Below are 23,406 nucleotides of genomic sequence, written 5' to 3'. Positions count from 1 at the left end.
CGCCCGGGTCTTGTTGTCATCGCTGCTGCATTCCCGTCGGGAAGGAGGCCTCCATGCTGGCCAAACTCAACTATATCGAAGACTACGCCTGCCGCTTTCTGCTCGGGCTCTTTGTCATTCTGCTGTTCGTTCAGGTGGTGATGCGCGTCACCCTGGGCATCGGCATGGCCTGGATCGAAGAGCTCGCGCGCTACGCCTTCGTCTGGTTCGTCTTTCTGGGCGCCGCCCACGCCGCCCACTTGAGCGCGCATAACCGCCTGCAGACCCATATCAAGCTGATGCCACGCAAGGTGGCCAATACCCTCTTGTTGCTGGTGGATCTGATCTGGGTCGCCTTCTGTCTGGTGCTGGCCTACAAGAGCCTGGATCTGATCGGGCTGTTGCTGGAATTCCCCTATGACTCGCCGGCCCTGGGCTGGTCGCTGGCCTACGTTTACTTCGTCTTCCCCATCGCCTTTACCTTGATGGCCTTTCGCGTGCTGCAGGTGCAGTGCCTGAAGCTGTTCAAGGGCATCGAGCCAGGTGACGTGGACGCCCAGGAAGTGTCCAGGATCACCGAGGAAACGAGCCACTACAGCGACGGCAAGACGTCGTCCAAGGCGGAGGGCTAAGCCATGGCCGCAACCGTACTGTTTTCCATGTTTGCCGGGCTGTTGTTCTTCGGCACCCCTATCGTCGTCTCTCTCGGCGTGGCCTCGATGGCCGTCTATATACTCAACGGCGACGATCTCAGTTCGCTGATCGAGCTGGCCTTTTCGGCCATCAACTCGTTTCCGCTGATGGCCTTGCCGTCGTTCATCCTGGCCGGCGCACTGATGGGGGATGCCGGTATCGCCAGACGCCTGATCCTGATCGCCGAGGAGCTGGCCGGTCCTGCCGCTGGTGGGCTAGGCGCCGCTGCGGTGATGGCCTGCATGTTCTTTGGCGCGATCTCGGGCTCGGGACCTGCTACTACCGCAGCGGTGGGGATGCTGGTGATACCGGCGATGATCGAGCGCGGCTACGGCAGAAGCTACCCGGCGGCGATCACCGCCACCGCTGGTGGTCTCGGGGTGGTCATTCCGCCCAGCATGCCGCTGGTGATCTATGGCGTCACCGCCAACGAGTCGATTTCTGCGCTGTTCATGGCCGGCGTCATCCCCGGCGTGATGCTGGGGGCGGGCCTGATGGTGGCCAACTACATCACCGCCAAGCGCAACGGCTACCAGACCGAGGGAACTTCCTACGATCGCAAGCGGGTGGTCGCGGTGCTCAAGGATGGTTTCTGGTCGCTGATGGCGCCGGTGGTGATCCTGGGCGGCATCTATTCGGGCATGTTCACGCCCACCGAGGCGGCCGTGGTCTCGATCTTCTACGCGCTGTTCGTCGGTGTTTTCATCCACAAGGAGTCATCGCTGCGCGGGCTCAACGAGGCCTTTCAGAGCACCACCTGGCTGACCGGGCGTGTGTTGATCATCATGTTCACCGCCACCGCCTTCGGCCGCATCCTGGTCGAGAATCACATTCCGGCGATGATCGCCCAGGGCATCCTGGATATCACCAACAGCCTGTGGCTGGTGTGGATTCTGGTGATCGGCTTTCTCCTGATCGTCGGCATGTTCATCGAGATCCTGGCCACCATCATGATCGTCACGCCGGTGCTGTTGCCGGTGATGGTGGAGCTCGGCGTCGATCCCGTGCACTTCGGCATCGTGCTGGTGGTCAGCCTGGGCATCGGTTTCTCGACGCCGCCGCTGGGCGAGAACATGTTCATCAGCTCGTCGATCGCCAATGTCTCCATTGAGAAGATTTCGGTGCGCGCCTTGCCGCTGGTGGGTTCCATGGTGGTCATTGCCTTGCTGCTGGCCTTCTTCCCGCAGCTCAGCCTGTGGCTGCCCAATCTGCTCGGCTTCTGATACCGGTCATCACTCGTCAAAGGACCCGCTATGACGCTTTCCACCGATAACTCCGCAACCATCGCCGACCATACGATGGTCGGCGTGCTGGGCGGCATGGGACCGGACGCCACGGTGGCCTTCATGCAGAAGGTCATCGAGGTGACGCCCGGCGAGGACGATATCGACCACGTGCATATGCTGGTCGACAACAATCCCAAGGTGCCATCACGCATCAAGGCGCTGATCGACGGCGACGGCGAGTCACCGGCGCCTGCCATCGCTGCCATGGCCAGACGACTCGAGCAGGCAGGCTGCGATTTTCTGGTCATGCCCTGCAATACCGCCCACTACTACTGGTCGGCCGCCCAGCAGGCGGTGGACATTCCGGTGTGGCATATCGTCGAGCGCACCCTGGACCGGGTCGCCGCCGAGATGCCGGGGGCCAGGGTGGGCATGCTGTGCTCGCCGGCGCTTCGCAAGATTGGTCTTTACGAGGGATTCATCAAGCCGAGGGGGCTGTCGTTGGTCTATCCCGACAACGAGGATCGCGTGCTCGACGTGATCCGAGCGGTCAAGCGTGGTGCCGGGCGCGCGCCCGCCACCCACGCGGCCTTCATCGAGGCCGCCCATGACGTCCAGGCGCGTGGTGCCGACGTGCTGGTCCTGGCCTGTACTGAGCTTTCGGTGATCCGCGATGCGCTCGATGGTCGCGTGCCGATCATCGATACCGTACAGGTGCTGGCCGAAGACGTGGTCGCTGCGGCCACCGGAAAGGCACCGCGCGGTTGATTCGGAGAACCGAGTCGAGCACTGAAGCGAGAGCACTGTAACGAGAGCACTGTAACGAGAGCACTGCTCAGAGGTTGAAACAGGGCGGCGTCGAGCGCCGCCAGCACGTCGATCTTCCTGTCCCGTTCACCAAAGAGACGCCTTCGTCCGCTGGCCTCATCCGGCAGGACCGGGGTCGCTCGTTTTCACGATCCGGAGTCGTCCCATGACCTCACCCTCTTCTTCCCCCTCGACGGCGACCTCGCGACAGCGGCTAAGCCGTCGACTGGCGTCCCTGAGCCCGATCGGGCGAGGACTGCTGGTGTGCGTGACCATTGCCCTGGCCACCACCTTTATCGCCGATCACTACGGTGGGCCGACCCTGCTCTACGCCTTGCTGTTTGGCATGTCGCTGCACTTCTTGAGCGAAGAGGGACGCTGCCTGCCGGGGATCGAGTTTGCCGCGCGCACCGTGCTGCGCCTTGGCGTGGCGCTGCTGGGCGCACGCATGACCCTCGAGCAAGTCGGTGACCTGGGGCTTGGACCGGTGCTGACGGTGCTCGCCGCGGTGGGACTGGTGATCTGCGCAGGGGGGCTGCTGGCCCGGGCGCTTGGCCTGCACCGTGATCTGGGCCTGCTGACCGGTGGTGCCGTGGCGATCTGCGGGGCCTCGGCGGCGCTGGCGCTGTCGGCGGTGATGCCGAAAAACGACACCAGCGAGCGCAACACCATCCTCACAGTGGTGGGCGTGACCACGCTGTCGACGGTGGCCATGGTGACCTACCCGCTGCTGGTGGGGGTGCTCGACCTTGCCAATACCCAGGCCGGCATCTTCCTGGGGGGCACCATCCACGACGTGGCCCAGGTGGTCGGGGCGGGGTACATCATCTCGGAGGAGACCGGCGACGTCTCGACCCTGGTCAAGCTGGTGCGTGTGGCCATGCTGGTGCCGGTGGTGATGATCTTCAGCTGGCTCTATCGCGCCTCGCGCAACAGCGAAGGAAAGCGCCAGGTGCCGATGCTGCCTGGCTTCCTGGTGGGGTTCGTGGCGCTGGTGCTGATCAACAGCCTGGGGCTGATTCCAGAAAGCGTGAACGAAGGACTGTCGACGCTCTCGCGCTGGTGTCTTGTCACCGCCATCGCCGCCCTGGGCATCAAGACCTCCTTTCAGAAGCTCGCGGTGGTCGGCTGGAAGCCGGTCATCCTGATGGTGCTGGAGACCCTGCTGTTGCTGGCCATCGTGCTGGGGGTGGTGGTCTTCGGCGGGCTGGGTAGCTGAGCGGCGATGGAACGCTGCTCTTGCTGATACACCAATAAAACACAATAAGGTCCCTGACAATGACAACACAAACCGCAACACCTTCACTGTCCTTTCGTGGGGGCACCCTGGGTGCCTTGACGCCTCTGATCCTGCTGGTGCTAGGCCTTATCTATCTGTCGGTGTTCGAGCGTGCCGGCACCAAGCCATTCTGGGCCTGCGCCTGGGTGGCAATGGGCGTGGGACTCTTTCTGTGCCGACAACGCACGGCGTACTGTGACAGCCTGCTCAAGGGGATGGGCAATTCCACCGCGACGGCCATCATCGCACTGTGGCTGCTGGCCGGTGTCTTCGGCAAGCTGATGGCTGCCGGCGGCCTGATCGATGGCTTGATGTGGTTGGGAGCAGCGGTGGGCGCCGAGGGTGCGGCCTTCACGCTGCTGGCCTTTGCCATGGCCATGGTGTTTGCCCTGGGGACCGGCACCAGTACTGGTACCGTCATCGGGCTGTCGCCGGTGCTGTACCCGGCGGGCGTCCTGTTGGGGGCGGATCCGTCCATGCTGGCGGTGGCGATCCTGTCCGGTGCGGCCTTCGGTGACAACCTGTCCCCAGTGTCGGATACCACCATCGTGTCCTCCTATACCCAAGGGGCGGAAATCGCCGACGTGATCCGCACCCGTCTACCGCTGGCGCTGACGGCTGCGGCGATCTCGATGCTGATCTTCCTGTTGTTCGGTGCCAGCGGCGAGGCCTCGGCGTCAGCCGTGGAGGTGCCTTCCGGTCATGCCTCCGGCCTGGTCATGCTGATTCCGCTCGCGGCGGTGGTGTTCTTTGCGCTGAAGCGCCGACACATCGTCGAAGCCATGTTTATCGGCAATCTGGTGGCCATGTTGTGCGCCCTGGCGATCGGTGCCATTGGACTGGGCGATCTGTTCTCGTTGCCCGAGGCCAGAGGCGAGAGCACTGGCCTGATCGAAAATGGTATCGCTTCGGTAACCGGCGCCGTGCTGTTTGCGCTGATGGTGCTGGCGCTGACTCAGGTGATTCTCGATACCGGTCTGATGGAAAAACTGCTGGACGGCGCCAGGAAGCGCCTGGTCAAGGACCGGGCCAGCGCCGAGACCAGCATCGTGGCAGTGACGATTGCCGCATCTACTCCGCTGTCGGCCAACGCCCCGGCGTTGCTGCTGGTGGGGCCGGGATTGGTACGAAGCCTGGCTCAGCAGTTCGGCATCTCGCCGGCCAGGGCCGCCAACCTGATGGACTGCGCGGTCTGCACGGTGTTCTTTCTGCTTCCCTGGCACATCGTGGTGGCGGTCTGGCAGGAGGTCATCGCTTCCACCGCGGTACAGAACGAGGTCGCCGCGCCGTCAGCCTTTGCCTCCTTCCTGACCCCATACCCCTGGGCCATGCTGGTGGTGCTGGCTGTCTCGATCCTGCTTCGGCGGCGCAAGCAGGGCACCACCGAGGTCGCAGCCGTCTGATCGGCCTCCGCTCACCTGGCAGTAAAAAACAGCCCCGCCATGCTGGCGGGGCTGTGGCGCTCTTGTGGTTGTCGTTGTTGGTGGCGCGGGGAAAGTTTTTTAGAGCGTTAGAGAAGCCAGCGCTACGCAAGCAACGACCGACAGTCCGGTCAGGAACCAGAACAGGGTCATCTCATTGGAAGTGAGGGGGGAAGGTTCAGCACCGAAGCGGTTATCACCATCACTCCCCTTGATGAAGGTCACCATGATAAATGGGATGAGGTTTATAAGGGGGATAAAGAAAAGTAGCATGAGCCAGCCTGATTTGTTCAGGTCATTTAGCCTGCGCTTTCCCTGGATTAGCGCAAAGATAGTCAATGGAATTCCAAGCACGAATTGGCTGATGGTAAAGGCGCTGGCGGCTGTCTCTGCAGCGGCCGGTGTTGCCGTCAGACTATAGTAGATAAGTATTCCGTATACGGCATAGACGAACAACACCGGCAAGGTCAAGCGATTAAAGTGTCTTACTCTACCGATACGACCATTGGTCGACCATAGTCCAGGGTTTTTATTTGCTACCTGGCGGTCGTTTGCATCACCTTGCGTGTTGGATATTTCTGTATCTGAAGGGAAGTTGATTTCATTTGAGTTATCTAGCGTAGTGCTTTCGTTTGTCATCTTGCTGCTTCCTTCCTTGGGGTAAGTGTTCCGGCGATCCTTTCGCCGAGTCGGTTAATCTCTATGCTTGTTGCAGTGCTCTGGGAGGGTCTAAAGACCCAGGTGAAACTGTAGTGGTCCATAGCAGATGGCCGCTGACGCCACGGCAATGTTAAGAATGAGCAAGCACCAGAAGCGCTTCGTTTCCGATGAAGTCGATGGAGAAGGTGGTGGTCCGAAGGGGTTGCTTCCTGGTGTGCCACGAAAGAAGACCAGAGTGATGACCAGCCATACGTTGATCAGGGGAATCAGTCCAAGAAGCAGTGCCCACCCAGAACGCCCCTGATCGTTAAGGCGACGTTTTGCCTGAAGAATGGCGAAAAGGGTGAAGACTGAGTACAGGCCTGCGTAGGCGTAGATCAGGATGGTGAAGGTGCTCTGGGTGAGTGTCGCAGGGTACAGGTAGTCGAGATAAAGTGGGACGAAGAGCGCGAGGTTATAGATGAGTCCTACTGCGGCAAGTCGGCTACAGTAGCGAATGCGTCCGATACGGCCACGAGTTGACCAGAGTCTGCTGCTTCTACTGGGTACGCTATACAGCGGCAGCGGCAAGGTGACGGAAGATGAGGTGGCTGACGACATGGAGTTGAGTCTCATCTTCTTCTCCTGTTTCCTTCTTTAAATCGGTCTTCGATTCATCAAAGGTGTCAAGGCGTTGTCGGATTTTCCCATGCCTTGATGGATGGTCAGTCGTCATGGCAATGGTTGGCGGTGGCGCATGTTTTCCTTGCATGAGGAACGCATCATTGGTGCCTGCAGCAAGGGCTTCACTGCGACTCTAGAAAGCCATTTCGTCAGAGGATATAGGGGATCTCCTACATACTTTCTTTTTTTAAGAATTTTCTAATTATTTGTTCTCCCGTTGGCCGAACTGGCACGAAATTGCGTCGCAGCGACAAAAAAACACCCCGATGGCCGGGCGCCTTGCCCTGCCATCGGGGTGATGTTGTTGAGATATTGCCGCAGTGATGCTGAGTCGTCGCTGAGGCGATGGTCCGGAAACAGGACCGGGAGAGGTTAAGCGGCAGGGCCAATCAGATGCTTTACCTCAAGATAACCGGACAGTCCCCAGGGGCCGAGTTCACGTCCGATGCCGCTGGCGCCGAAGCCGCCCCAGCTGGCCTCGGGCATCACCAGCTGTTCGGAGTTGAACCAGATGCTGCCTGCACGCAGGGCGCGGCCAACACGCCTGGCGCGCTCGGCGTCACCGGAGATCACGGTGGCGGCGAGGCCAAAGGCGCTGTCGTTGGCCAGGGCGATGGCCTCGGCTTCGCTCTCTGCGCTGCGCGCACACAGCACCGGGCCGAAGATTTCCTCGCGCCACAGACGGCTTGAGGTGGGCACGTCGCGGTACAGGGTCGGGGCGACGAACTCACCCTGGGCCGGCAGGTCACGATGGCGGCCGTCACGCACCGGCGTCAGGCCTTCCTCCTTGGCGATCTCGAGGTAGCGCTCCACGGCTTCGCGCTGACGGGCGCTGGTCATCGGGCCCATGTCGGTGCCCTCGGCCAGCGGGTCACCCAGGGCGAGGCCGTCGATACGTTCGGCCAGTGCCTGGTAGAGCGGTTCGGCCAGCGTCTGATGCACGATCAGTCGCGAGGTGGCGGAGCAGATCTGCCCGGAGTTGAAGTAGATGCCGGCCATCACCCAGTCGGCGGCGGCTTCGACCTCGGCGTCATCGAGCACCAGGATCGGCGATTTGCCGCCGAGCTCCAGTGATACGCCGCGCACGCCGTTGGCGGCGGCCCGCATGACCTTCTCGCCGACCGCATTGCTGCCGGTGAAGGACAATTTATCCACACCCTGATGGGCGGACAGGGGGGCGCCGATGCCTTCGCCGTCACCCAGCAAGAGGTTCAGCACACCGGCGGGCAGGCCGATCTCCACGGCGATGTCGGCCAACGCCACCTCGGGCAGCGGAGTGACCTCGGAGGGCTTGAACACCAGGGTGCAGCCGGCGGCCAGTGCCGGTGCGATCTTCCAGGCGCTGGTGACCAGCGGGAAGTTCCAGGGGGTGATCAGTCCGACCACGCCGGCGGGGTCTTCGAACACCCGCGCCTCGACGCCGTCCATGCCGTGCTCGAGCAGACGTCCCTGACGCTGTTCCAGAGCACGGGCCTGGCCGGCGTAGTAGCGGTAGCAGGCGATGGCGTCGTCCAGGTCGATGGCGGCCTCGGCCAGGGCCTTGCCATTGTTGGTGGAGGACAGCCGTTCGAGATCGCCGCGGCGGGTTTCGAGGGCCGTGGCGAAGGCCTCGAGAAAGTCGCCACGACGCTGCCCGCCCAGCGCCTGCCAGGCGGGCAGGGCGGCGCGGGCGCTGGCCACGGCGGCGTCGACGTCGCTGGCATCGCCGGCGGTGATCTCGGCGATCTGGGTCTGGCGGTAGGGATCGGTCACCGCCAGGCGCCGGCGGCTGTGACTATCCACCCAGCGGTTGTCGATAAACTGTTGTGTCAGCTGTTGCACGGGGGGACTCCAGGGGCAAAGACATTGGAAGGAATAAGCGAATGAAATGATCGGCGAGATGAGGGCTCGTTACGCGCTCAGGCCTGGTGGCGCTTGATCCAGTCATCGATCAGGGCGTGGCAGTGACGGCCCGAGAAGCTCGGGAAGTGGCCGCCGTGCACCGTGGCGATCGGCAGCCTACGCAGGCGCTCGAGGCTCGCCGCGTAGTCGTCCAGGTCGCTGTGGTAGGCGTCCTCGATCAGCTCACCGTCGTAGATGATGTCGCCGCTGATCAGGGTGGCGCTGGCGGCCTCCCACAGGGCGATGCCGCCGGGCGAATGGCCGGGGGTGTGGATCACCTCGAAATGGCGATCGCCCAGCTCGATGACGTCGCCGTCCTCCAGCGTCTCGATACGCGGCGGCGCCGCAATGCGATAGCCGCTGTGGGCGTAGGGCAGCGGTGGCAGGGCGTCGAACATGGCGTCGTCGAGAAAGGCCTCGGCCAGGGTGCGACGGTTGTCGGGGCTTGCCAGGATATCGGCCTCGGCGCGATGAACGTGGCAGCAGTCGAACTCGTGAGCGGCGCCGATATGATCGAAGTGGGTGTGGCTTGCCACCGCCACGATCTCGCGTTCGGCCAGTAGTGCCACCCGTTCGCGCAGTGGCACCGCGCCCAGGCCGAAGTCCACCACCAGATCGCGCTCGCGGCCGCGAACGTGCCAGATATTGCAGCGGTAGAACGGCTTGATGGCCGGTTCGTCGATCAGGGTGATGCCGTCGGCCAGGCGCTGGGTGCGATACCAACTGGCGGCGTCGCCCCGGGGCAGGGTGAAGGTGCTCACGTGTTGCCTCCCGGCAGGGCGCGCAGGTCCTTCAGGTAGTCCTGGTGGCTGCGGCTCTCGTCGATACGCGAGTGTTCGATGTCCACCACCAGCACCCCGGCGTCGTTGCCAAGGCGCCCCAGCACCTCGCCGTCCGGTCCTGCCACCAGGCTGTTGCCGCAGTAGTGCAGCTCGCCCTCGATACCGGCGCGGTTGATGCAGGCGACGAAGCGCTGGTTGTCCAGCGCCCGGGCGCGGATCTGCAACTGCTGGCGCTCGGCGTTGGGCACCATGTTGGCGGTGGGCGAGAGGATCACCTCGGCGCCGGCCTGGGCCAGCGCTCTGGCTATCTCCGGGAACTCGTTGTCGTAGCAGATCATCAGGCCCAGGCGGCCGAGCCGGGTGTCGACCACGCACAGCTCGTCACCAGGGGTGAAGTACTGGTGCTCACGATCCCATAGCTGGCGCTTGTGGTAGCAGGCCAGGGTGGTGCCGGTGTCGTCGATCAGCACCGCCGAGTTGGTCAGGCGGCCGTCGGCCTGGCGCTGGGCCAGGCCGAACAGCAGGTGCAGGCGATACTGGTGCGCTAACCGGGCGACCTGATCGATCAACTCGCCTTCGTCGGCCAGTTCATCGAGCCGTTCGAACACGTTGTAGCCGGTCAGCGCCAGTTCCGGCAGGGCCAGCAGCTGGGCGCCGGCGGCCACCGCCTGCTGGCACAGGCCATCGAGGGCATCGAGATTGGCGGCGACATCCGCGTGGACGGGGTCGGTCTGGGCCAGCATCAGGCGCATGGATCAGTCTCCTTGGGCAGCGAGGCTGGAACGGGTGAACAGGGCACAGCCCAGCCAGTAGAGTCCGCCGGTGATGACGAACACCGGCAGCGAGGCACCGATGGACAGCGGTGCCACCAGGGTCCAGTAGGCCGCCAGGGCCGCACCGATCAGGTAGGCGCCGATGGCGATACCGGCGGTGGGCCGACCGAGCTGGTGCGGCGAGCGCAGCAACTCGGTGCTGTAGCCGTCACGGCCGACCAGGTAGTAGTCGACGATCATCACCGAGAAGGCCGGAATGAACAAGGCGCCGATCAGCAACAGGAAGTTCTGGAACTGGTCGAGGATACCGGGGATCAGGGCGCCAAAGACCGTCACCACGCCGATCACCAGCGCCGGCTTCCAGAAGGCCATGCCGGGGGACACGTTCATGCACGACAGGGTGGCGCTGTAGACCGCCATCACGTTGGTGGTCATCACCGAGAAGAAGATCACCAGCGCAGCGGGCAGACCAAAGCCGAAGCCGGACAGCAGCCGGGTCGGGTCGTAGGTCTGTTCCATGCCGCCGAGCACCGACAGGCCGGATACCGCGGCACCCAGCCCCATGGCGATCATCGAGGCGCAGACGTAGCCGCCGTAGGTGCCGAGTACCGCGATGCGTCCGCTCTTGCAGTTGCGGTTGTAGTCGGCCGAGGTGGAAATCCACGAGAAGGCGGTGGCGACGACGATGTCGAAGGCGATGCCCAGGGTAATGCCGTTGCGGGATTCGGCGGGCATCTCGAACAGTGCACCGACCTCGTAGTGGCGGTTGAGCTGGTAGACCACGCCGGCCGCCAGGACCATCATGGCCGCCGCCGCCCAGCGCTCGATGCGCTCGATACCCAGGTGGCCGCGCAGCACGATCAGCACCACGATGGTCTCGCACAGGATCGTCATCAGCGGCAGGTTGGAGTAGCCAGTGGTGGCCTCGATGGCGTAGTCCAGGCTCATGCCGGCCAGCAGCGCCTGGATCCAGCTCCAGGCGATCAGCACCGCCATGTTGACCAGCGAAATGATCTTCGACCCGGTGGGGCCGTAGGCGCGGCGGGTCAGGGCCATCGAGGGCAGGCCGGTGCGCTGGCCCATCAGTCCTACCAGCAGCAGCGGAATGGCGCCGATCAGCGAGCCGATCAGGACCCAGGTCATGGCGACCGGGAAGCGCAGGTCGGGTACCAGCAGCATGCCGGTGAGGATGGTGGTGACGACCACGTTGGCGCCGAGCCATAGGGCAAAGGTGGCCATGCCTCCCATGCTCTTGTGCTGGTGTTCATCCAGGGTGTCGTGGCCGATCAGCCGCTTGAGTGAAATCATCTAGGAAACCTTTGTGGTTATGGTTGGTAGGTACCGCAGGGGCGCGAAATTGGGAGCGCAAAACGGAGCAGATAAAAGGAGCAGACAAAAGGAGCAATAGGGCCGGCGCCGTGGCGCCGGCAAAGGGGTCGTCGCTCGATCAGGCCACTGCGGCGTTCCATGCCGTGGCGTCGATCTCGATCAGCATCGGGCCGTCTTCGGGGCGATGGGCGATGGCCCGGGCGAGGCCGACGGGGTTGCCGACCCGGGTCGCCGCACAGCCGAAGCCGGCCGCCAGGGTCTGGAAGTCCGGTGCCTGGATGTCCACGCCGAGGCGGGTGACGCCGGCGTTGTCCATGAAGCGGCGGATTTCCTCGTAGCCCTGGTTGTGCCACAGCAGCACGATGACCGGCAGCCGTTCCTCCACCGCACAGGCAAGCTCGGTCAGGGTGAACATCACCCCACCGTCGCCTACCAGCGCCACCACCGGCAGGTCCGGCTGGCCGAGGCTCGCGCCCATGGCCGCGGGCAGGCCGTAGCCGAGAGTGCCGTAGCCGGTGGATGCGTTGAAGAAACGGCGCGGCGCGTCCTGGCTGACCAGGTGGTTGGCGGCGTAGGTGGTGGCGCAGGAATCGCCCACCAGGATCGCCCCCGGCAGGCTCTCGCGCAGGGTGTCGAACAGCGGCACATAGGGGCGGAAGGCCGGATCATCGGCCAGCGCCAGGGCGCTCAACGCATCATGTGTACGCTTGCGGCCATCGCGCGAAAGCCGCTCACCGCCGAGGCGCTGGTCGCAGCCGGCGGCCAGCGCTTCGAGGCTGGAGGCGGCGTCGGCCACCAGTGCCAGGTCGGCATGCTGGTTGCGGGCGAGCTGCTCGGGGTCCAGGTCGATACGAATCAGTCGACCGTCGAGGGTGAAGCCGTCGTCGAACACCACGTCATAGTCGGTCTCGCCAAGCTCGGTGCCGATGGCCAGCACCACGTCGGCTTCATGGGCAAGCTCCCGCACCGCTGGCAGCGAGGCGTTGGCGCCCAGATCCAGCGGATGGTCGCGGCCGAGCAGGCCCTTGGCGTTGATGGTGGTGACGGTGGGGGCGTCGAGATTCTCGACCAGACGACGGGCGGCGTCCGGGGCATCGACGCAGCCGCCGCCGAGCAGCACCAGCGGGCGCTTGGCGTCGACCAGCCAGTCGAGCGCCTGCTCGAGCGCGGCGGGGGCCGGTGCGGCCTTGGCCAGCGCCGTGCGGCGCGTGCTGACAGGCTCGCTGACCGGGGCATCGAACAGGTCGATGGGGATCTCGATATGCACCGGGCCGGGGCGGGCGCCATCGAACACGGCGAAGGCACGGGCCAGCACCTCGCCGAGGCCGTTCGGGTCGAGCAGGGTGTGGCTGAAGCGCGAGACGCCGGCTATCAGCTCGCGTTGGCCGGGGAGTTCGTGCAGCCGGCCCTGGCCGCGTCCCAGGGTGTCGCGGCGGTTGACGCTGGAGATCACCAGCATCGGCACCGAGTCGGCCAGGGCCTGGCCCATGGCGGTGGCGATATTGGTCATGCCGGGGCCGGTGATGATGAAGCACACGCCGGGCTTGCCGGTGGTGCGGGCGTAGCCGTCGGCCATGAAGCCGGCGCCCTGTTCATGGCGCGGGGTGACGTGGCGGATGCCACTGCCCTGGTGGTCGTGTCCATTGCCGCCTTCGAGGCCACGATAGAGCTCGATGGTGTGGACGCCGGGGATACCGAAGACGGTGTCCACGTCGTAGGTGTCACGCAGCAGACGGATCAGCAGTTCAGCGCAGGTCATGCGGTACTTCCTTGAGACGGGGCATGGGCTTGAGACGGATCAGGGGCTTGAGACGAGCCAGGGGCGAGGGCGGGGTCCGGGGCCACCGAGTAGGGGGCTCTTGCAAAGATCCGCCTGACCATGGGCTCGAAGTGCGCCAGCGGCAGGGTGTCATAGGCGGGGTCGAAGGACGGGCAGTCCCAGTCGCGACAGAAGGCTTCGCAGTCGTCGAACCAGGGATGGCCGCGGAACCGCTCGCGGGCGTCCTTGTTGCCGCCGACCTTGTCCCAGTAGTAGTGACCCTGGAAGACGTCGTGATGCTGGACGATCCAGTGGGTCTTCTCGCTGACGAAGGGGCGCAGGATCGAGGCAGCGAAGGCGGCGTGGTCGAAAAGCGCCAGTTCGTCGCCGATGTCGTGGACCAAGGCGGCGACGATCATCTCTTCGTCGGCGCCGGCACGCTCGGCCCGGGTCGCGCTCTGCAGGCAGTGCTCCAGCCGGGTGATCTGGTAGGGCTGGTGGCCCTCGCCCAGCCGGGCGAGGGTATCCAGTACGCTGTCGGCGAGGCCGGCCAGGTAGTCGGCGTCGTGGGCGGCGATCACCGCCCAGTCTTCTGCCGTGCTTTGGTCGATGCGGGTGAAGGCCGCCTTGCCGGCGGCGTGAGCATCGTTTGCGTCTGTCATGTCGGCCTCCCGATCAACCCACCAGCCAGTGGGCCATGACCACGATGATGGGCAGGGTGATGGCGGTGCGCAGCAGGAAGATCACCACCAGTTCCCACAGCTTGAGCGGGATCCGTGACTTCAGCAGCAGGGCGCCGATCTCTGACATGTAGATCAACTGGGTCAGTGACAGACAGGCGATGACGAAGCGGGTCAGTTCGCTCTCGATGTCGCTGGCCAGTACCGCCGGCAGGAACATGTCGGCAAAGCCCACCAGGGTCGCCGGCGCGGCGGCCTCGGCCTCGGGCAGACCCATCCACTCGAGCACCGGCACCATCGGCATGGACAGCCAGGTGAACAGCGGAGTGAACTCGGCCAGTACCAGCGCCACGGTACCGATGGCGATGACCAGCGGCAGCAGCCCGAAGAAGATGTCGGCGACGTTGAACAGTGCCAGGCGGGCGAGCTTGAGCGGGCCCGGGGCGGTCTCGGCGCGGGCCACGGCGATGCCCAGGCTGTAGCGCAACAGGCTCTGGTTGCCGGTGTTTTCTTCCTGGATCTGGCAGCCCACCGGCTCGTAGTAGGTGTTGGCCTTGCGTGACAGCGGCGGCAGGCGCGGCACGATGACGGCGGCGACCAGGCCGGCCACCACCACGGTCAGGTAGAACGGCACGAACAGGTGGTTGATGCCGATGAAGCTGGTCACCAGCAGGGCGAAGGCGATCGACACGATCGAGAAGTTGGTGGCGATGGCCGAGGCCTCGCGGGCGTTGTAGAAGCCCTGCTCGTACTGCTGGGTGGTGATCAGTACGCCGACGGTGCCGGAGCCCATCCAGGAGGCGGTGGCGTCGATGGCGCTGCGCCCGGGCAGCCCGAAGATCTTGCGAAAGGGCGTGCGCACCATGGAGCCGATGAACTCCATGAAGCCGAAGTCCACCAGGAAGGGCAGCAGGATGGCGGCGAAGAAGAAGAAGGTCAGCAGCACCGGCGCCAGGTCATTGAGCATTACCCCGCCAGTGAAGGAGGCGGTGACCATCTCCGGGCCGACCTGGAAGTAGGTCATCAGCGCGAAGGCGGCGCCGAGGGCGCGCATCACCACCCACAGCGGGGCGATGTCGAATAGCTCCTTCATCGCGCCCTGGCGGGCCCAGCCTGGTTTGGTCAGCTTGACCACCAGGGTCAGCACGATGGACAGGGTGAGCACGACGGTGGCGATGGCGGGCAGGGCGTCGCCGAGGGTGGCCTTGAGCCAGTCGGCGGCCAGACCCATGCCGATGTTGATGGTGTCACCGACCGAGAAGGGCACCAGGAACAGCAGGATGCCGATCAACGACGGGACGAGGAACTTGATCAGACCATGGGTGCTTAGCTTGCCCCCGTCGGTCGTGATCTTGTCGGCAGAATGCAGGTGGGAGGACATGGGCGATCACTCTTTGCTGTTGTAATGGTCGGCGCCCTGACGCGGGCGCCTCGTTGGCTGTCGCCAGGGCCACTCCCTGGCCCTGTGAGGATTCAGTCGCGTCGCGCGACTCCGGGGAGCACGCACAGCATTTCATAGAGCAGGGTGGCGCCCATCAGGGCGGTGTTGCCGCTGGGGTCGTAGGGCGGGGAGACTTCGACCAGGTCGCCGCCGACGATATTGAGCCCCTGGGCGCCGCGCACGATCTCCAGGCCCTGGGCCGAGGTCAGGCCGCCCATTTCCACCGTGCCGGTGCCGGGCGCCACCGACGGGTCCAGGCCATCGATGTCGAACGAGATGTACACCGGGCCATCGCCCATCTGCTCGCGCACCTCGGCCATCAGCGGCTCGAGAGACTTGTGCCAGCACTGTTCGGCCTGGACCACGCGGAAGCCCTGCTGGCGACACCAGTCGAAGTCCTCGGCGGCGTAGCCGGTGCCGCGCAGACCGATCTGGACGACCCGGTTGGCGTCCAGCAGCCCTTCTTCCTGGGCGCGGCGGAACGGGCAGCCGTGGGCCACCTCTTCGCCGAACATGTGCTCGTTGACGTCGGCGTGGGCGTCAATATGGATCAGCCCGACCGGGCCATGTTTCTTGGCGATGGCGCGCAGGATCGGCCAGGTCAGGGTGTGGTCACCGCCCAGGGTCAGCGGCACGCAGTCGTGGGACAGGACGTCGTCGTAGAAGCGGCTGATGATGTCCAGGTTCTTCGGCAGGTTGAAGGTGTTGATCGGCACGTCGCCGATGTCCGCCACCTGCAGGCTGTCGAAGGGTGCAGCACGGGTGGCCATATTGTAGGGGCGCAGCATGCGCGATTCGTCGCGGATCTGGCGCGGCCCCAGTCGGGTGCCCGGGCGGTTGGAGGTGCCGATGTCCATGGGAATGCCGATAAAGGCGGCGTCCAGACCCTCGGCGCTGGTCTGGGTTGGCAGACGCATCATGGTGGCAGGGCCACCGAAGCGCGGCATCTCGTTGCCGCCGAGAGGTTGATTGAAGTCGCTCACAGGGAACTCCTGGCATCGTGGATGGGGACGGTCGCGGCCCTGGGCCTGACGGTTGTTGTGAGTGATGCAGACGCCGTGCCATCTTTTGAGCATTTATACTAAAGATGTAATAGAGGTGCAGAGATTCCAAGGGATGGTCTGCTGTGGTGATAGAAGTGATCCAGAAGTGAATCGCGATCTCGACGCATCGTGATACACTTCTGAATCAATGATGCATTTATGGATCGCTGGATGAGCGACGACGACACCAAGATTCTCAAGACCATCATCGATACCGCCCACGACCACTTCTTCATCGTCGCGCCGGACGGTCGTATCCGCGACGTCAGTCCTGGGGCGGCGGCGGTCTACGGCATGTCCTGCGAAGAGCTCTGCGCCACCAGCGTGCAGCGGCTCGAGGCCGATGGCGTGCTGACCCCGTCGGTCAGCCTGGAAGTCATTCGCAGCGGGCGGCCGGCCCAGCTGGTCCAGCGCACCGGCACCGGACGCCGGGTCATCGCCCAGGCCCATCCGGTATTCGAGGGTGAGCGGCTGGTGGCGGTGGTCAGCCGCTCCATGGACTTGACCGATCTGCAGCTGCTGCAGCAGGAGTACGCGCTGTTGCAGCGCCGCTTTAGCGAGCACCTGCGCCGGGGGCATGCGCTGGAGAGCGACAGCGAAGCACTCGAGGCCGAGCTCGATGACCTGGAGGTGAAAAGCCAGCTGATGCGCGAGGTGGCGCTGCTGCTCAAGCGGGTCGCGCCCACCGACGCCACGGTCTTGATGCTGGGCGAGTCCGGGGTGGGCAAGACCGCTTTCGCCCGCCAGCTGCACCGTTGGAGTTCTCGCCGCGATGGCCCCTTTATCGACGTCAACTGCGCCGCCATCCCTGAAAGCCTGTTCGAATCGGAGATGTTCGGCCATGAAAAGGGCGCGTTCTCCGGCGCCGCGCCCGGGGGGCGCAAGGGGCTGATCGAGCAGGCCGAGGGCGGCACCCTGTTTCTCGACGAGATCGGCGAGTTGCCCTTGGCGGTGCAGACCAAGCTGCTGAAGACCATCCAGGATGGCAGTATTACCCGGCTTGGGGACAGGGCCCCGCGACGGGTCGACTTTCGCCTGGTGGTGGCCACCAATCAGGATCTGTCGGCACGGGTCGAGCAGGGCCTGTTTCGCCTGGATCTGTACTACCGGCTGAACGTGATTCCTGTCACCCTGCCGCCCCTGCGCGAGCGTCGCGAGGATATTCCCGGCCTGGTCGAGCGCCAGCTAAAGCGCCTCAATCGGCGTTATGGACGCGACAAGATGCTGGCGCGAGACGTGTGGCAGGCGCTGATGGGCTGGGATTGGCCGGGCAATGTGCGTGAGTTGGAAAACACCCTGGAAAGGGCCTGGTTATCCAGTGACGATGTCATCCAGGGCGATCTGCTGGTGCCGTCCACGGGGGCCTCGGTAGGGCAGCTCGGCGGGCAGCAGCGTGAAGCGCAGCAGACGGCGTCGTCTGTCACCGGAGCCTCCGCTGCGCTGGCTGATGGCGCTACGTCACCCGCGACACTATCCGCACCAGGCGCAGCGCGCCCCGAACTGCCGCTTGCCCGGGGCGAGGGCCTGAAGGCCGCCCTGGCCCGGCGCGAGCGTGAGATCCTTGCCGACTGCTGCCGTACCCTTCCCACCACCTACGCTATCGCCGAACACCTGGGCATCAGCCAGCCAAGCGTGGTGCGCAAGCTCAAGCAGCATGGGTTGCGGATCGGGTGACCGGTGATGAAGGGCCGAGCTTTGCGGCACCTACTGACGGAAGACGTAAAAGAACCCGACCCAGGTGGCCAGGATCAGCAGTGGCTTCAGCACCAATACCGCACCGCTGGTAGAGCCCCGTTCGTCGTGCTCGGTGTCGCTGGACTCCCCGGGCTGCATGGCGAGTACCACCGTCAGCAGCAGGTTGGCGCCGGGGACCAGCAGCATCAGGCTCCACAAGCCCGCCTGGCCCAGGTCGTGCAGGCGACGAGTGCCGTGCAGCACCAAGGGCTGAAGGCTGATGACAACCCACCAGAGCCCCAGCAGGCCTGCCTTGATCGTCAATGCGTCCTCGAGGGCGGGGGCGGTGATGGTGGTCGCCCACAGGGCGGCATAGTAGAACGATAGCGCCAGGGTAGCGTTGAGACAGAAGTCGAGACGACTCTCGCGCCCCGCCAGGCTGTCGAACCAGTAGCCCGGCAGCACTCGCCTGAGCTCGAAGGCCTGGGGCGATGAGTGACCGGGGGCGACAGGGTCGTGAAATCCGGGAGCAGTAGGGCGATGCATCGGTATCTCGTCCTGTAGATCCAGCGTGATGCCGGTGTGCAGTTGAGGGAGACTGGTTCGATAAGCTGCGTCCTTCCGACTTGAATCCTACCCATTTTCTCCCTTGGTCTAGATAGGCGATCACGTAGTTTCTAGTACGAACCGCGTAAATAGTGCTGGTTCATAAGTCTGGTGGGCGACCTGCTTCCGAAGGATGGAAGCGTTCGGCCTCTGCCTGGTCCTTGAACACCAGGGTGCGGTAAGGGAAGGGAATCTCGATATTGGCCTCATCGAGCGCGCGCTTGATGGATGCCACCACCTGATCGCGGGAAGCGCGGATGTCGACGGGGCGGGACCCGGTCCACCAGGCCACCTCGAAGTCGATGGAACTGGCGCCGAAGGCCTTGGCGAAGACCTGCACCGCACGCACGTCGCTGCGCACCGAGTCCACCTCGGCGACCGCGCCCTGGATGATCTCGCGAGCCTGGTCCACGTCCTCGTCGTAGGCGACGCCAACGATGATGGAGGTGCGCCGGATATCGCGGTTGGTGCGAACGATGACCGGCTGCTGGAACAGCAGGGCGTTGGGCACCACGATCATCTGGCCGTCGGTGCGGCGGATACGGCTGTCGCGCACCGTGATCTGCTCTACCTGTCCTTCCACGTCGTTGGCCTCAAGGGCGATGTGGTCGCCGATCTGGAAGGGTTCTCGCCACAGGATCAAGAGGCCGGCGAGGAAGTTCTCGAACACGTCCTTGAAGGCGAAGCCGATGGCGATGGAACCGAGGCCCAGGGTGGTCAGGGCCTTGCCGGGGGTGACGGTGGGGAAGATCAGGGTGATGGTGATCAGAAGTCCCCCGAGCCAAAGACAGAGCCCCGTCAGCATGGTCAGGACGTCGCGAAGATTGCGTCGAAGCTTGGCCTTGTCGGCCACCCGAGCCACCAGGGCGCGGCCGAATCTCGCCACCAGCCAGGTCACCAGGATCAGCAGCAGGCCGGCGGCCAGTCGTGGGCCAGCAGAGCCAATGTCTGACAGGTAGGCCTGAACCTCTCCCAGCAGCAGCGACACGAAGGGTAGTTGTTCCAGTTCTTCCATCGCATCCTCCCGGGCCATGTTCAGGCGGTGGGCGCACTATCCTGCGCCCTTGTTGCTGAGCATAGCGGGGCGCCAGGCAAATCGCGCGTCACCTGCCAACGCTGGCAGTCCGGATACCGCGTCGGTTCCGACTTGACCCTCTATTTATCATGATAAATACTTTTGTTCATCTGGAGGTGGCCGCGATACGCTCGCGGCGTCACTCCATCGCCAGGCCTTCTTCGACAAACGATCCAGAACGGTTCTTCCACAACAAGGACAACTCCATGAGTGCCCACGACCAGACGCTGAAAGAGCGCAAGAAGTGGTATCGCACGGTGCCAGACCCGATGGTGCTGATCTTCCTGATCCTGCTCGCCACCTATGCGCTGACCTTCATCATTCCCGCCGGCGAGTTCGAGCGGGTCATGCAGGATGGACGCACCCGCGTAGTGCCGGACTCCTTTCATTATCTGAGCGACGTGGCGGCGATCTCGCCTTTCGACATCTTCGTGGCAATTCCCAAGGGCTTGAACGCGGCCTCGCTGTACCTGTTCATCGTGTTCATCGCCGGCGGGCTGTTCCATATCCTTCAACGCACCGGCGCCCTGGAGAACGCCATCGGGGTGGCGGTCAATCGCGTCGGCGTCGAACGGCGTAACGTCATCATCACCGCCGGCACCTTCATCTACGGCTTCTTCGGTGTGGCCGTCGGCTTCGAGAACAATATTGCGCTGGTGCCCATTGCGGTGCTGATCGCCAGCGCGGTGGGCTGCTCCAGCCTGGTGGGCACCACCATGGCGGTGGGTGGCATCGGCGTGGGCTTTGCACTGTCGCCGATCAACCCCTATACCGTGGGCGTGGCCCAGGGCATCGCCGAGCTACCGACCTTTTCCGGCGCCTGGCTGCGTGCCTTGCTGGTGCTGACCTCATTGGGCCTGTTGTCCTGGTATATCTGTCGATTCGTCACCCGCATGGACTTCGAGGAGCCCAACGACGCCAAGGCCATGAGCAAGTCGCTGGACGAGTACCACATGAGCAAGCGCGACAAGCTCACGCTGGTGGTGTTCGTCGGTGGCCTCGCCGCCATGCTGGTGGGGGTCTTTACCCAGGGCTGGTACATCAATGAGATTGCCGGCATGTTCCTGCTGATCGCCATCGTGATCGGCATCGTCAACGGCCTGTCGGCCAACGAGATCGTCAAGCAGATGATGGAAGGGGCATCCGGCGTGACGGCGGGCGCCCTGGTCATCGGCCTGGCCGCCTCGATCCAGGTGATCCTCAAGGACGCCCAGATCATCGACACCATCGTCTACGCCTTGAGCGGTCTGATTCAGGACATCCCGGGGGCGCTGTCGGCGATCATGGCCAGCGTCGTCCAGGGGGTGATCAATCTGTTTGTGCCATCCGGCTCTGGCCAGGCGCTGGTGACCATGCCGATCCTGGTGCCGGTGGCCGACCTGGTCGGCATGAGCCGCCAGCTGATGATCACCGCCTTCCAGGTGGGTGACGGCCTGACCAACCTGATCGTGCCGACCTCCGGTGGCACCCTGGCGATGCTGGCGCTGGGCCGGGTGTCCTACGAGAAGTGGCTGAAGGCTATCCTGCCCTTCATGGCGCTGGTCTACCTGCTGTCCTGGGGTGGTCTGGTGATCGGCCATATGGTCGGCTACTAGGTCGCGCCATGACACTGTCGCTGCTGCATGTTCATCCGGCTACCGGCACGGTAGCCGCCCTCACCGCCACCGGAGGTGTGGCGGTGGGCGGCTACGTTCACCATGTGTGGCGTGGCGTCGGCGCCTGCGTGACCCAGGGGCGGGTTACCCACCCCTGGTATCCCGACGGTGTCCGCCGGGCGCTGGACCGGGGGGAGGATGCCCGCGGTGCGCTTGCCCGGCAGGTCGACGCCGACAAGGGCGCCTCGTTGCGTCAGTGCCTGGTGATGGATGCCCAGGGGCGCTCAGCGCTGCATAGCGGTGCTGACAACCTCGCCACCGTCGCTTCCTGTTGCTACCCCGGCGTGGCCACGGCGGGCAATCTGCTGGCCAGCGCCAAGGTGGTCGAGGCCCTGGCTCATGCCTTTGTCGACACCTGTTGTACCAATGCCGACGCCGTGCGCCAGGGTGCAACGCCCGAGTACCGCGACGACTATGAGGCGACGCTGCTCGAGGGACTGATCGACGCCCTGGAGGTCGCCCTGGCAGAGGGGGGCGACGTCAGAGGCACGCGCTCCGCCGCCCTGCGTATCGAGTCGTTCACCCAGGCCCCCCTCGATCTGCGTGTCGATTGGTGTGAGGGCAATATCGCGGGCGAGTTGCGCGCCCTGGCCAGGCGTGTGCGCGCGCCTGCCTTTGCCGACTTTCTGGCGTCCCTGCCGCGTCGCTGACGCCATTCCTTCGTTATTCCGGTGCCTGAAGGCACCCGATCTGGAGATATCATGACCGCTGACCACGAGACCATGACGCTCGGCGCACAACTGCTCGAGCGCCTCGACGAGGCTGCGTGTTTCTCGGAGCCTGGCGCCGGCGTGACCCGGCTGTTCTGCTCGGAGCAACACCGCCAGGTACTCGAACTTATCGCCGATTGGATGCGCCGGGCCGGACTCGAGCCCGAACTGGATGCCTCCGGGAATCTGGTTGGGCGATGCGACAAGGCGCGCGCCGGCGCGCGCACGCTGATCATGGGGTCACACCAGGACACCGTGGTCGAAGGCGGCAAGTATGACGGCATGCTCGGCGTAGCGCTGCCGCTGCTGGCGCTGGAGCGATTGAAGAAGGATGGGATCGAGCTCGACTACGGCGTCGAAGTGGTGGCCTTCGGTGATGAGGAGGGGACCCGTTTTCAGTCGACGCTGATCGGCAGTCGTGCCCTGGCCGGTACCTTCGATCCTGCCAGCCTGGAGGCCAGGGATGCCGATGGCATCAGCGTGGGCGAGGCGCTTCGGGCCTTTGGTGGTGATCCTGAGCAAATTCCGTCATTGGCCCGAGATCCTGACTCGGTGCTGGGCTTCGTCGAGGTCCACATCGAACAGGGGCCAGTGCTCGAACGGCGCGATCACGCTGTCGGCGTGGTGACCTCCTTGACCGGGATCGAGCGCCACCGGCTGACGGTTGCCGGCAAGGCAGGTCACGCCGGCACCACGCCGATGCCGGGCCGGCGCGATGCCCTGGTAGGAGCCGCCGAGATGATCGCCGAGGTCGATCGTATCCTCAACGCCACCGAGGATTTCGTCGGGGTGGTGGGCAAGCTGGAGGTGCGCCCCAACGCGGTCAACGTGATTCCTGCCGAGGTGGTGTTCACTCTCGAGCTGCGCTCTCCCCACGCCGAGGTTCGGCGTCGTGGTCGCGAGGACATTCTGGCCGCCTGCCGACAATTGGCACAGGCGCGCGAGTTGTCACTGACGGTGGAGACGACCTATGAGGCCGAGGCGGTGGCCTGCGCGGACTGGCTGATCGAGGCCTTGGGGGATGCCTGCCAACGGTGCGATGAGCCGGCTGATCTGCTGTTCAGCGGCGCCGGTCATGACGGTCTGGCGATGTGCGACCTGACCGGTATCGGCATGTTGTTCGTGCGTTGTACCGATGGCCTGAGTCACCATCCGGACGAAGCCATCACCGCGGCCGACGGTGAGGCGGCCACTCGTGTACTGATGCAATTTCTCAAGGACCTGACTCCGAAAGCGCAATAGGCGTCGTCGAGGTGGGCAAGGCACTCGC

21 protein-coding genes are annotated in these 23,406 nt (G+C 64.4%); 9 read left to right on the top strand and 12 right to left on the bottom strand.

From position 1 onward, the window contains the following. Nucleotides 1-53 precede the first annotated feature (53 nt). The 5 genes from EBB56_RS20030 to EBB56_RS20010 all read left to right on the top strand — a co-directional run bounded on the left by EBB56_RS20030 (nucleotide 54) and on the right by EBB56_RS20010 (nucleotide 5,387). Nucleotides 54-611 (top strand): TRAP transporter small permease, encoded by a 558-nt coding sequence (locus EBB56_RS20030; RefSeq protein ID WP_045993654.1) that lies wholly within the window; start codon nucleotides 54-56, stop codon nucleotides 609-611. Nucleotides 612-614: 3 nt separating this feature from the next. Further along, nucleotides 615-1,895, top strand: a complete 1,281-nt coding sequence (locus EBB56_RS20025) for a TRAP transporter large permease (protein WP_045993653.1) — start codon at nucleotides 615-617, stop codon at nucleotides 1,893-1,895. Between the two features lie 30 nt (nucleotides 1,896-1,925). Then, nucleotides 1,926-2,666, top strand: coding sequence for an aspartate/glutamate racemase family protein (locus EBB56_RS20020; RefSeq protein WP_052704425.1), 741 nt, complete (start codon nucleotides 1,926-1,928; stop codon nucleotides 2,664-2,666). Nucleotides 2,667-2,871: 205 nt separating this feature from the next. After that, nucleotides 2,872-3,924 (top strand): YeiH family protein, encoded by a 1,053-nt coding sequence (locus EBB56_RS20015; RefSeq protein WP_108133480.1) that lies wholly within the window; start codon nucleotides 2,872-2,874, stop codon nucleotides 3,922-3,924. A 59-nt stretch (nucleotides 3,925-3,983) separates the two neighbouring features. Next, nucleotides 3,984-5,387: a Na+/H+ antiporter NhaC family protein gene (locus tag EBB56_RS20010; protein ID WP_124805147.1), complete on the top strand. Its 1,404-nt coding sequence runs from the start codon at nucleotides 3,984-3,986 to the stop codon at nucleotides 5,385-5,387. 99 nt (nucleotides 5,388-5,486) lie between these two features. On the opposite strand, the gene EBB56_RS20005 is transcribed toward EBB56_RS20010, so the two are convergent. The 10 genes from EBB56_RS20005 to speB all read right to left on the bottom strand — a co-directional run bounded on the left by EBB56_RS20005 (nucleotide 5,487) and on the right by speB (nucleotide 16,356). Next, nucleotides 5,487-6,044 (bottom strand): DUF805 domain-containing protein, encoded by a 558-nt coding sequence (locus EBB56_RS20005; RefSeq protein WP_124805146.1) that lies wholly within the window; start codon nucleotides 6,042-6,044, stop codon nucleotides 5,487-5,489. 90 nt (nucleotides 6,045-6,134) lie between these two features. After that, nucleotides 6,135-6,680 (bottom strand): DUF805 domain-containing protein, encoded by a 546-nt coding sequence (locus EBB56_RS20000; RefSeq protein WP_124805145.1) that lies wholly within the window; start codon nucleotides 6,678-6,680, stop codon nucleotides 6,135-6,137. Between the two features lie 420 nt (nucleotides 6,681-7,100). Beyond that, complete coding sequence (locus EBB56_RS19995) at nucleotides 7,101-8,549, bottom strand: aldehyde dehydrogenase family protein (RefSeq protein WP_124805144.1); 1,449 nt, start codon at nucleotides 8,547-8,549, stop codon at nucleotides 7,101-7,103. A gap of 77 nt (nucleotides 8,550-8,626) precedes the next feature. After that, a complete protein-coding gene (locus EBB56_RS19990; protein ID WP_124805143.1) occupies nucleotides 8,627-9,370 on the bottom strand; it encodes an MBL fold metallo-hydrolase in 744 nt (247 codons plus the stop codon). Further along, nucleotides 9,367-10,143, bottom strand: coding sequence for a carbon-nitrogen hydrolase family protein (locus EBB56_RS19985; protein WP_124805142.1), 777 nt, complete (start codon nucleotides 10,141-10,143; stop codon nucleotides 9,367-9,369). Before EBB56_RS19985 ends, EBB56_RS19990 begins: the two co-directional genes overlap by 4 nt. A gap of 3 nt (nucleotides 10,144-10,146) precedes the next feature. Beyond that, nucleotides 10,147-11,472, bottom strand: coding sequence for a cytosine permease (locus EBB56_RS19980; RefSeq protein ID WP_124805141.1), 1,326 nt, complete (start codon nucleotides 11,470-11,472; stop codon nucleotides 10,147-10,149). A 139-nt stretch (nucleotides 11,473-11,611) separates the two neighbouring features. After that, nucleotides 11,612-13,252: a 5-guanidino-2-oxopentanoate decarboxylase gene (locus EBB56_RS19975; protein WP_124805140.1), complete on the bottom strand. Its 1,641-nt coding sequence runs from the start codon at nucleotides 13,250-13,252 to the stop codon at nucleotides 11,612-11,614. Beyond that, nucleotides 13,249-13,914 carry an HD domain-containing protein gene (locus EBB56_RS19970; RefSeq protein WP_124805139.1) on the bottom strand — a complete coding sequence of 222 codons (666 nt, stop codon included), beginning with the start codon at nucleotides 13,912-13,914 and terminating at the stop codon, nucleotides 13,249-13,251. The genes EBB56_RS19975 and EBB56_RS19970 overlap by 4 nt, the downstream gene beginning before the upstream one ends. A 13-nt stretch (nucleotides 13,915-13,927) precedes the next feature. After that, entirely contained in the window at nucleotides 13,928-15,313 is a 1,386-nt protein-coding gene (locus EBB56_RS19965; RefSeq protein ID WP_083970496.1) for a YjiH family protein, read from the bottom strand. Between the two features lie 92 nt (nucleotides 15,314-15,405). Further along, nucleotides 15,406-16,356, bottom strand: coding sequence for an agmatinase (gene speB, locus EBB56_RS19960; protein WP_045993646.1), 951 nt, complete (start codon nucleotides 16,354-16,356; stop codon nucleotides 15,406-15,408). A 231-nt stretch (nucleotides 16,357-16,587) separates the two neighbouring features. On the opposite strand from speB, the gene EBB56_RS19955 reads away from it, so the two are divergent. Continuing rightward, nucleotides 16,588-18,090 (top strand): sigma-54-dependent Fis family transcriptional regulator, encoded by a 1,503-nt coding sequence (locus tag EBB56_RS19955; RefSeq protein ID WP_124805138.1) that lies wholly within the window; start codon nucleotides 16,588-16,590, stop codon nucleotides 18,088-18,090. Between the two features lie 30 nt (nucleotides 18,091-18,120). Here EBB56_RS19955 and EBB56_RS19950 read toward each other — a convergent pair whose 3' ends face one another. Beyond that, nucleotides 18,121-18,636: a DUF805 domain-containing protein gene (locus tag EBB56_RS19950; RefSeq protein WP_045993638.1), complete on the bottom strand. Its 516-nt coding sequence runs from the start codon at nucleotides 18,634-18,636 to the stop codon at nucleotides 18,121-18,123. Between the two features lie 160 nt (nucleotides 18,637-18,796). Continuing rightward, a complete protein-coding gene (locus EBB56_RS19945; protein ID WP_108449236.1) occupies nucleotides 18,797-19,711 on the bottom strand; it encodes a mechanosensitive ion channel family protein in 915 nt (304 codons plus the stop codon). Between the two features lie 266 nt (nucleotides 19,712-19,977). On the opposite strand from EBB56_RS19945, the gene EBB56_RS19940 reads away from it, so the two are divergent. Genes EBB56_RS19940 through EBB56_RS19930 form a run of 3 tightly spaced genes read left to right on the top strand, consistent with a single transcriptional unit; the run spans nucleotide 19,978 to nucleotide 23,378 of the window. After that, on the top strand, nucleotides 19,978-21,366 hold the full coding sequence (locus tag EBB56_RS19940; RefSeq protein ID WP_045993637.1) for a YfcC family protein: 1,389 nt from the start codon (nucleotides 19,978-19,980) through the stop codon (nucleotides 21,364-21,366). Between the two features lie 8 nt (nucleotides 21,367-21,374). Beyond that, nucleotides 21,375-22,076, top strand: a complete 702-nt coding sequence (locus tag EBB56_RS19935; protein WP_124805137.1) for a DUF1028 domain-containing protein — start codon at nucleotides 21,375-21,377, stop codon at nucleotides 22,074-22,076. A gap of 51 nt (nucleotides 22,077-22,127) precedes the next feature. Continuing rightward, entirely contained in the window at nucleotides 22,128-23,378 is a 1,251-nt protein-coding gene (locus EBB56_RS19930; protein ID WP_221621215.1) for an allantoate amidohydrolase, read from the top strand. Nucleotides 23,379-23,406: the final 28 nt, after the last annotated feature.

The sequence above is a fragment of the Halomonas sp. YLB-10 genome (genome assembly GCF_003856855.1).
In the GTDB taxonomy this organism is placed as follows: domain Bacteria; phylum Pseudomonadota; class Gammaproteobacteria; order Pseudomonadales; family Halomonadaceae; genus Halomonas; species Halomonas litopenaei.
This window is presented reverse-complemented; position numbering and strand designations above follow the sequence as displayed.

Coding starts and splice junctions, on each gene's coding strand:
- EBB56_RS20025 (WP_045993653.1), top strand. CDS start 615: ATGGCCGCAACCGTACTGTTTTCCATGTTTGCCGGGCTGTTGTTCTTC.
- EBB56_RS19965 (WP_083970496.1), bottom strand. CDS start 15,313: ATGTCCTCCCACCTGCATTCTGCCGACAAGATCACGACCGACGGGGGC.
- EBB56_RS19985 (WP_124805142.1), bottom strand. CDS start 10,143: ATGCGCCTGATGCTGGCCCAGACCGACCCCGTCCACGCGGATGTCGCC.
- EBB56_RS19930 (WP_221621215.1), top strand. CDS start 22,128: ATGACCGCTGACCACGAGACCATGACGCTCGGCGCACAACTGCTCGAG.
- EBB56_RS19980 (WP_124805141.1), bottom strand. CDS start 11,472: ATGATTTCACTCAAGCGGCTGATCGGCCACGACACCCTGGATGAACAC.
- EBB56_RS20015 (WP_108133480.1), top strand. CDS start 2,872: ATGACCTCACCCTCTTCTTCCCCCTCGACGGCGACCTCGCGACAGCGG.
- EBB56_RS20010 (WP_124805147.1), top strand. CDS start 3,984: ATGACAACACAAACCGCAACACCTTCACTGTCCTTTCGTGGGGGCACC.
- EBB56_RS20000 (WP_124805145.1), bottom strand. CDS start 6,680: ATGAGACTCAACTCCATGTCGTCAGCCACCTCATCTTCCGTCACCTTG.
- EBB56_RS20030 (WP_045993654.1), top strand. CDS start 54: ATGCTGGCCAAACTCAACTATATCGAAGACTACGCCTGCCGCTTTCTG.
- EBB56_RS20020 (WP_052704425.1), top strand. CDS start 1,926: ATGACGCTTTCCACCGATAACTCCGCAACCATCGCCGACCATACGATG.
- EBB56_RS19940 (WP_045993637.1), top strand. CDS start 19,978: ATGAGTGCCCACGACCAGACGCTGAAAGAGCGCAAGAAGTGGTATCGC.
- EBB56_RS19970 (WP_124805139.1), bottom strand. CDS start 13,914: ATGACAGACGCAAACGATGCTCACGCCGCCGGCAAGGCGGCCTTCACC.
- EBB56_RS19945 (WP_108449236.1), bottom strand. CDS start 19,711: ATGGAAGAACTGGAACAACTACCCTTCGTGTCGCTGCTGCTGGGAGAG.
- EBB56_RS19975 (WP_124805140.1), bottom strand. CDS start 13,252: ATGACCTGCGCTGAACTGCTGATCCGTCTGCTGCGTGACACCTACGAC.
- EBB56_RS20005 (WP_124805146.1), bottom strand. CDS start 6,044: ATGACAAACGAAAGCACTACGCTAGATAACTCAAATGAAATCAACTTC.
- EBB56_RS19950 (WP_045993638.1), bottom strand. CDS start 18,636: ATGCATCGCCCTACTGCTCCCGGATTTCACGACCCTGTCGCCCCCGGT.
- EBB56_RS19955 (WP_124805138.1), top strand. CDS start 16,588: ATGAGCGACGACGACACCAAGATTCTCAAGACCATCATCGATACCGCC.
- EBB56_RS19935 (WP_124805137.1), top strand. CDS start 21,375: ATGACACTGTCGCTGCTGCATGTTCATCCGGCTACCGGCACGGTAGCC.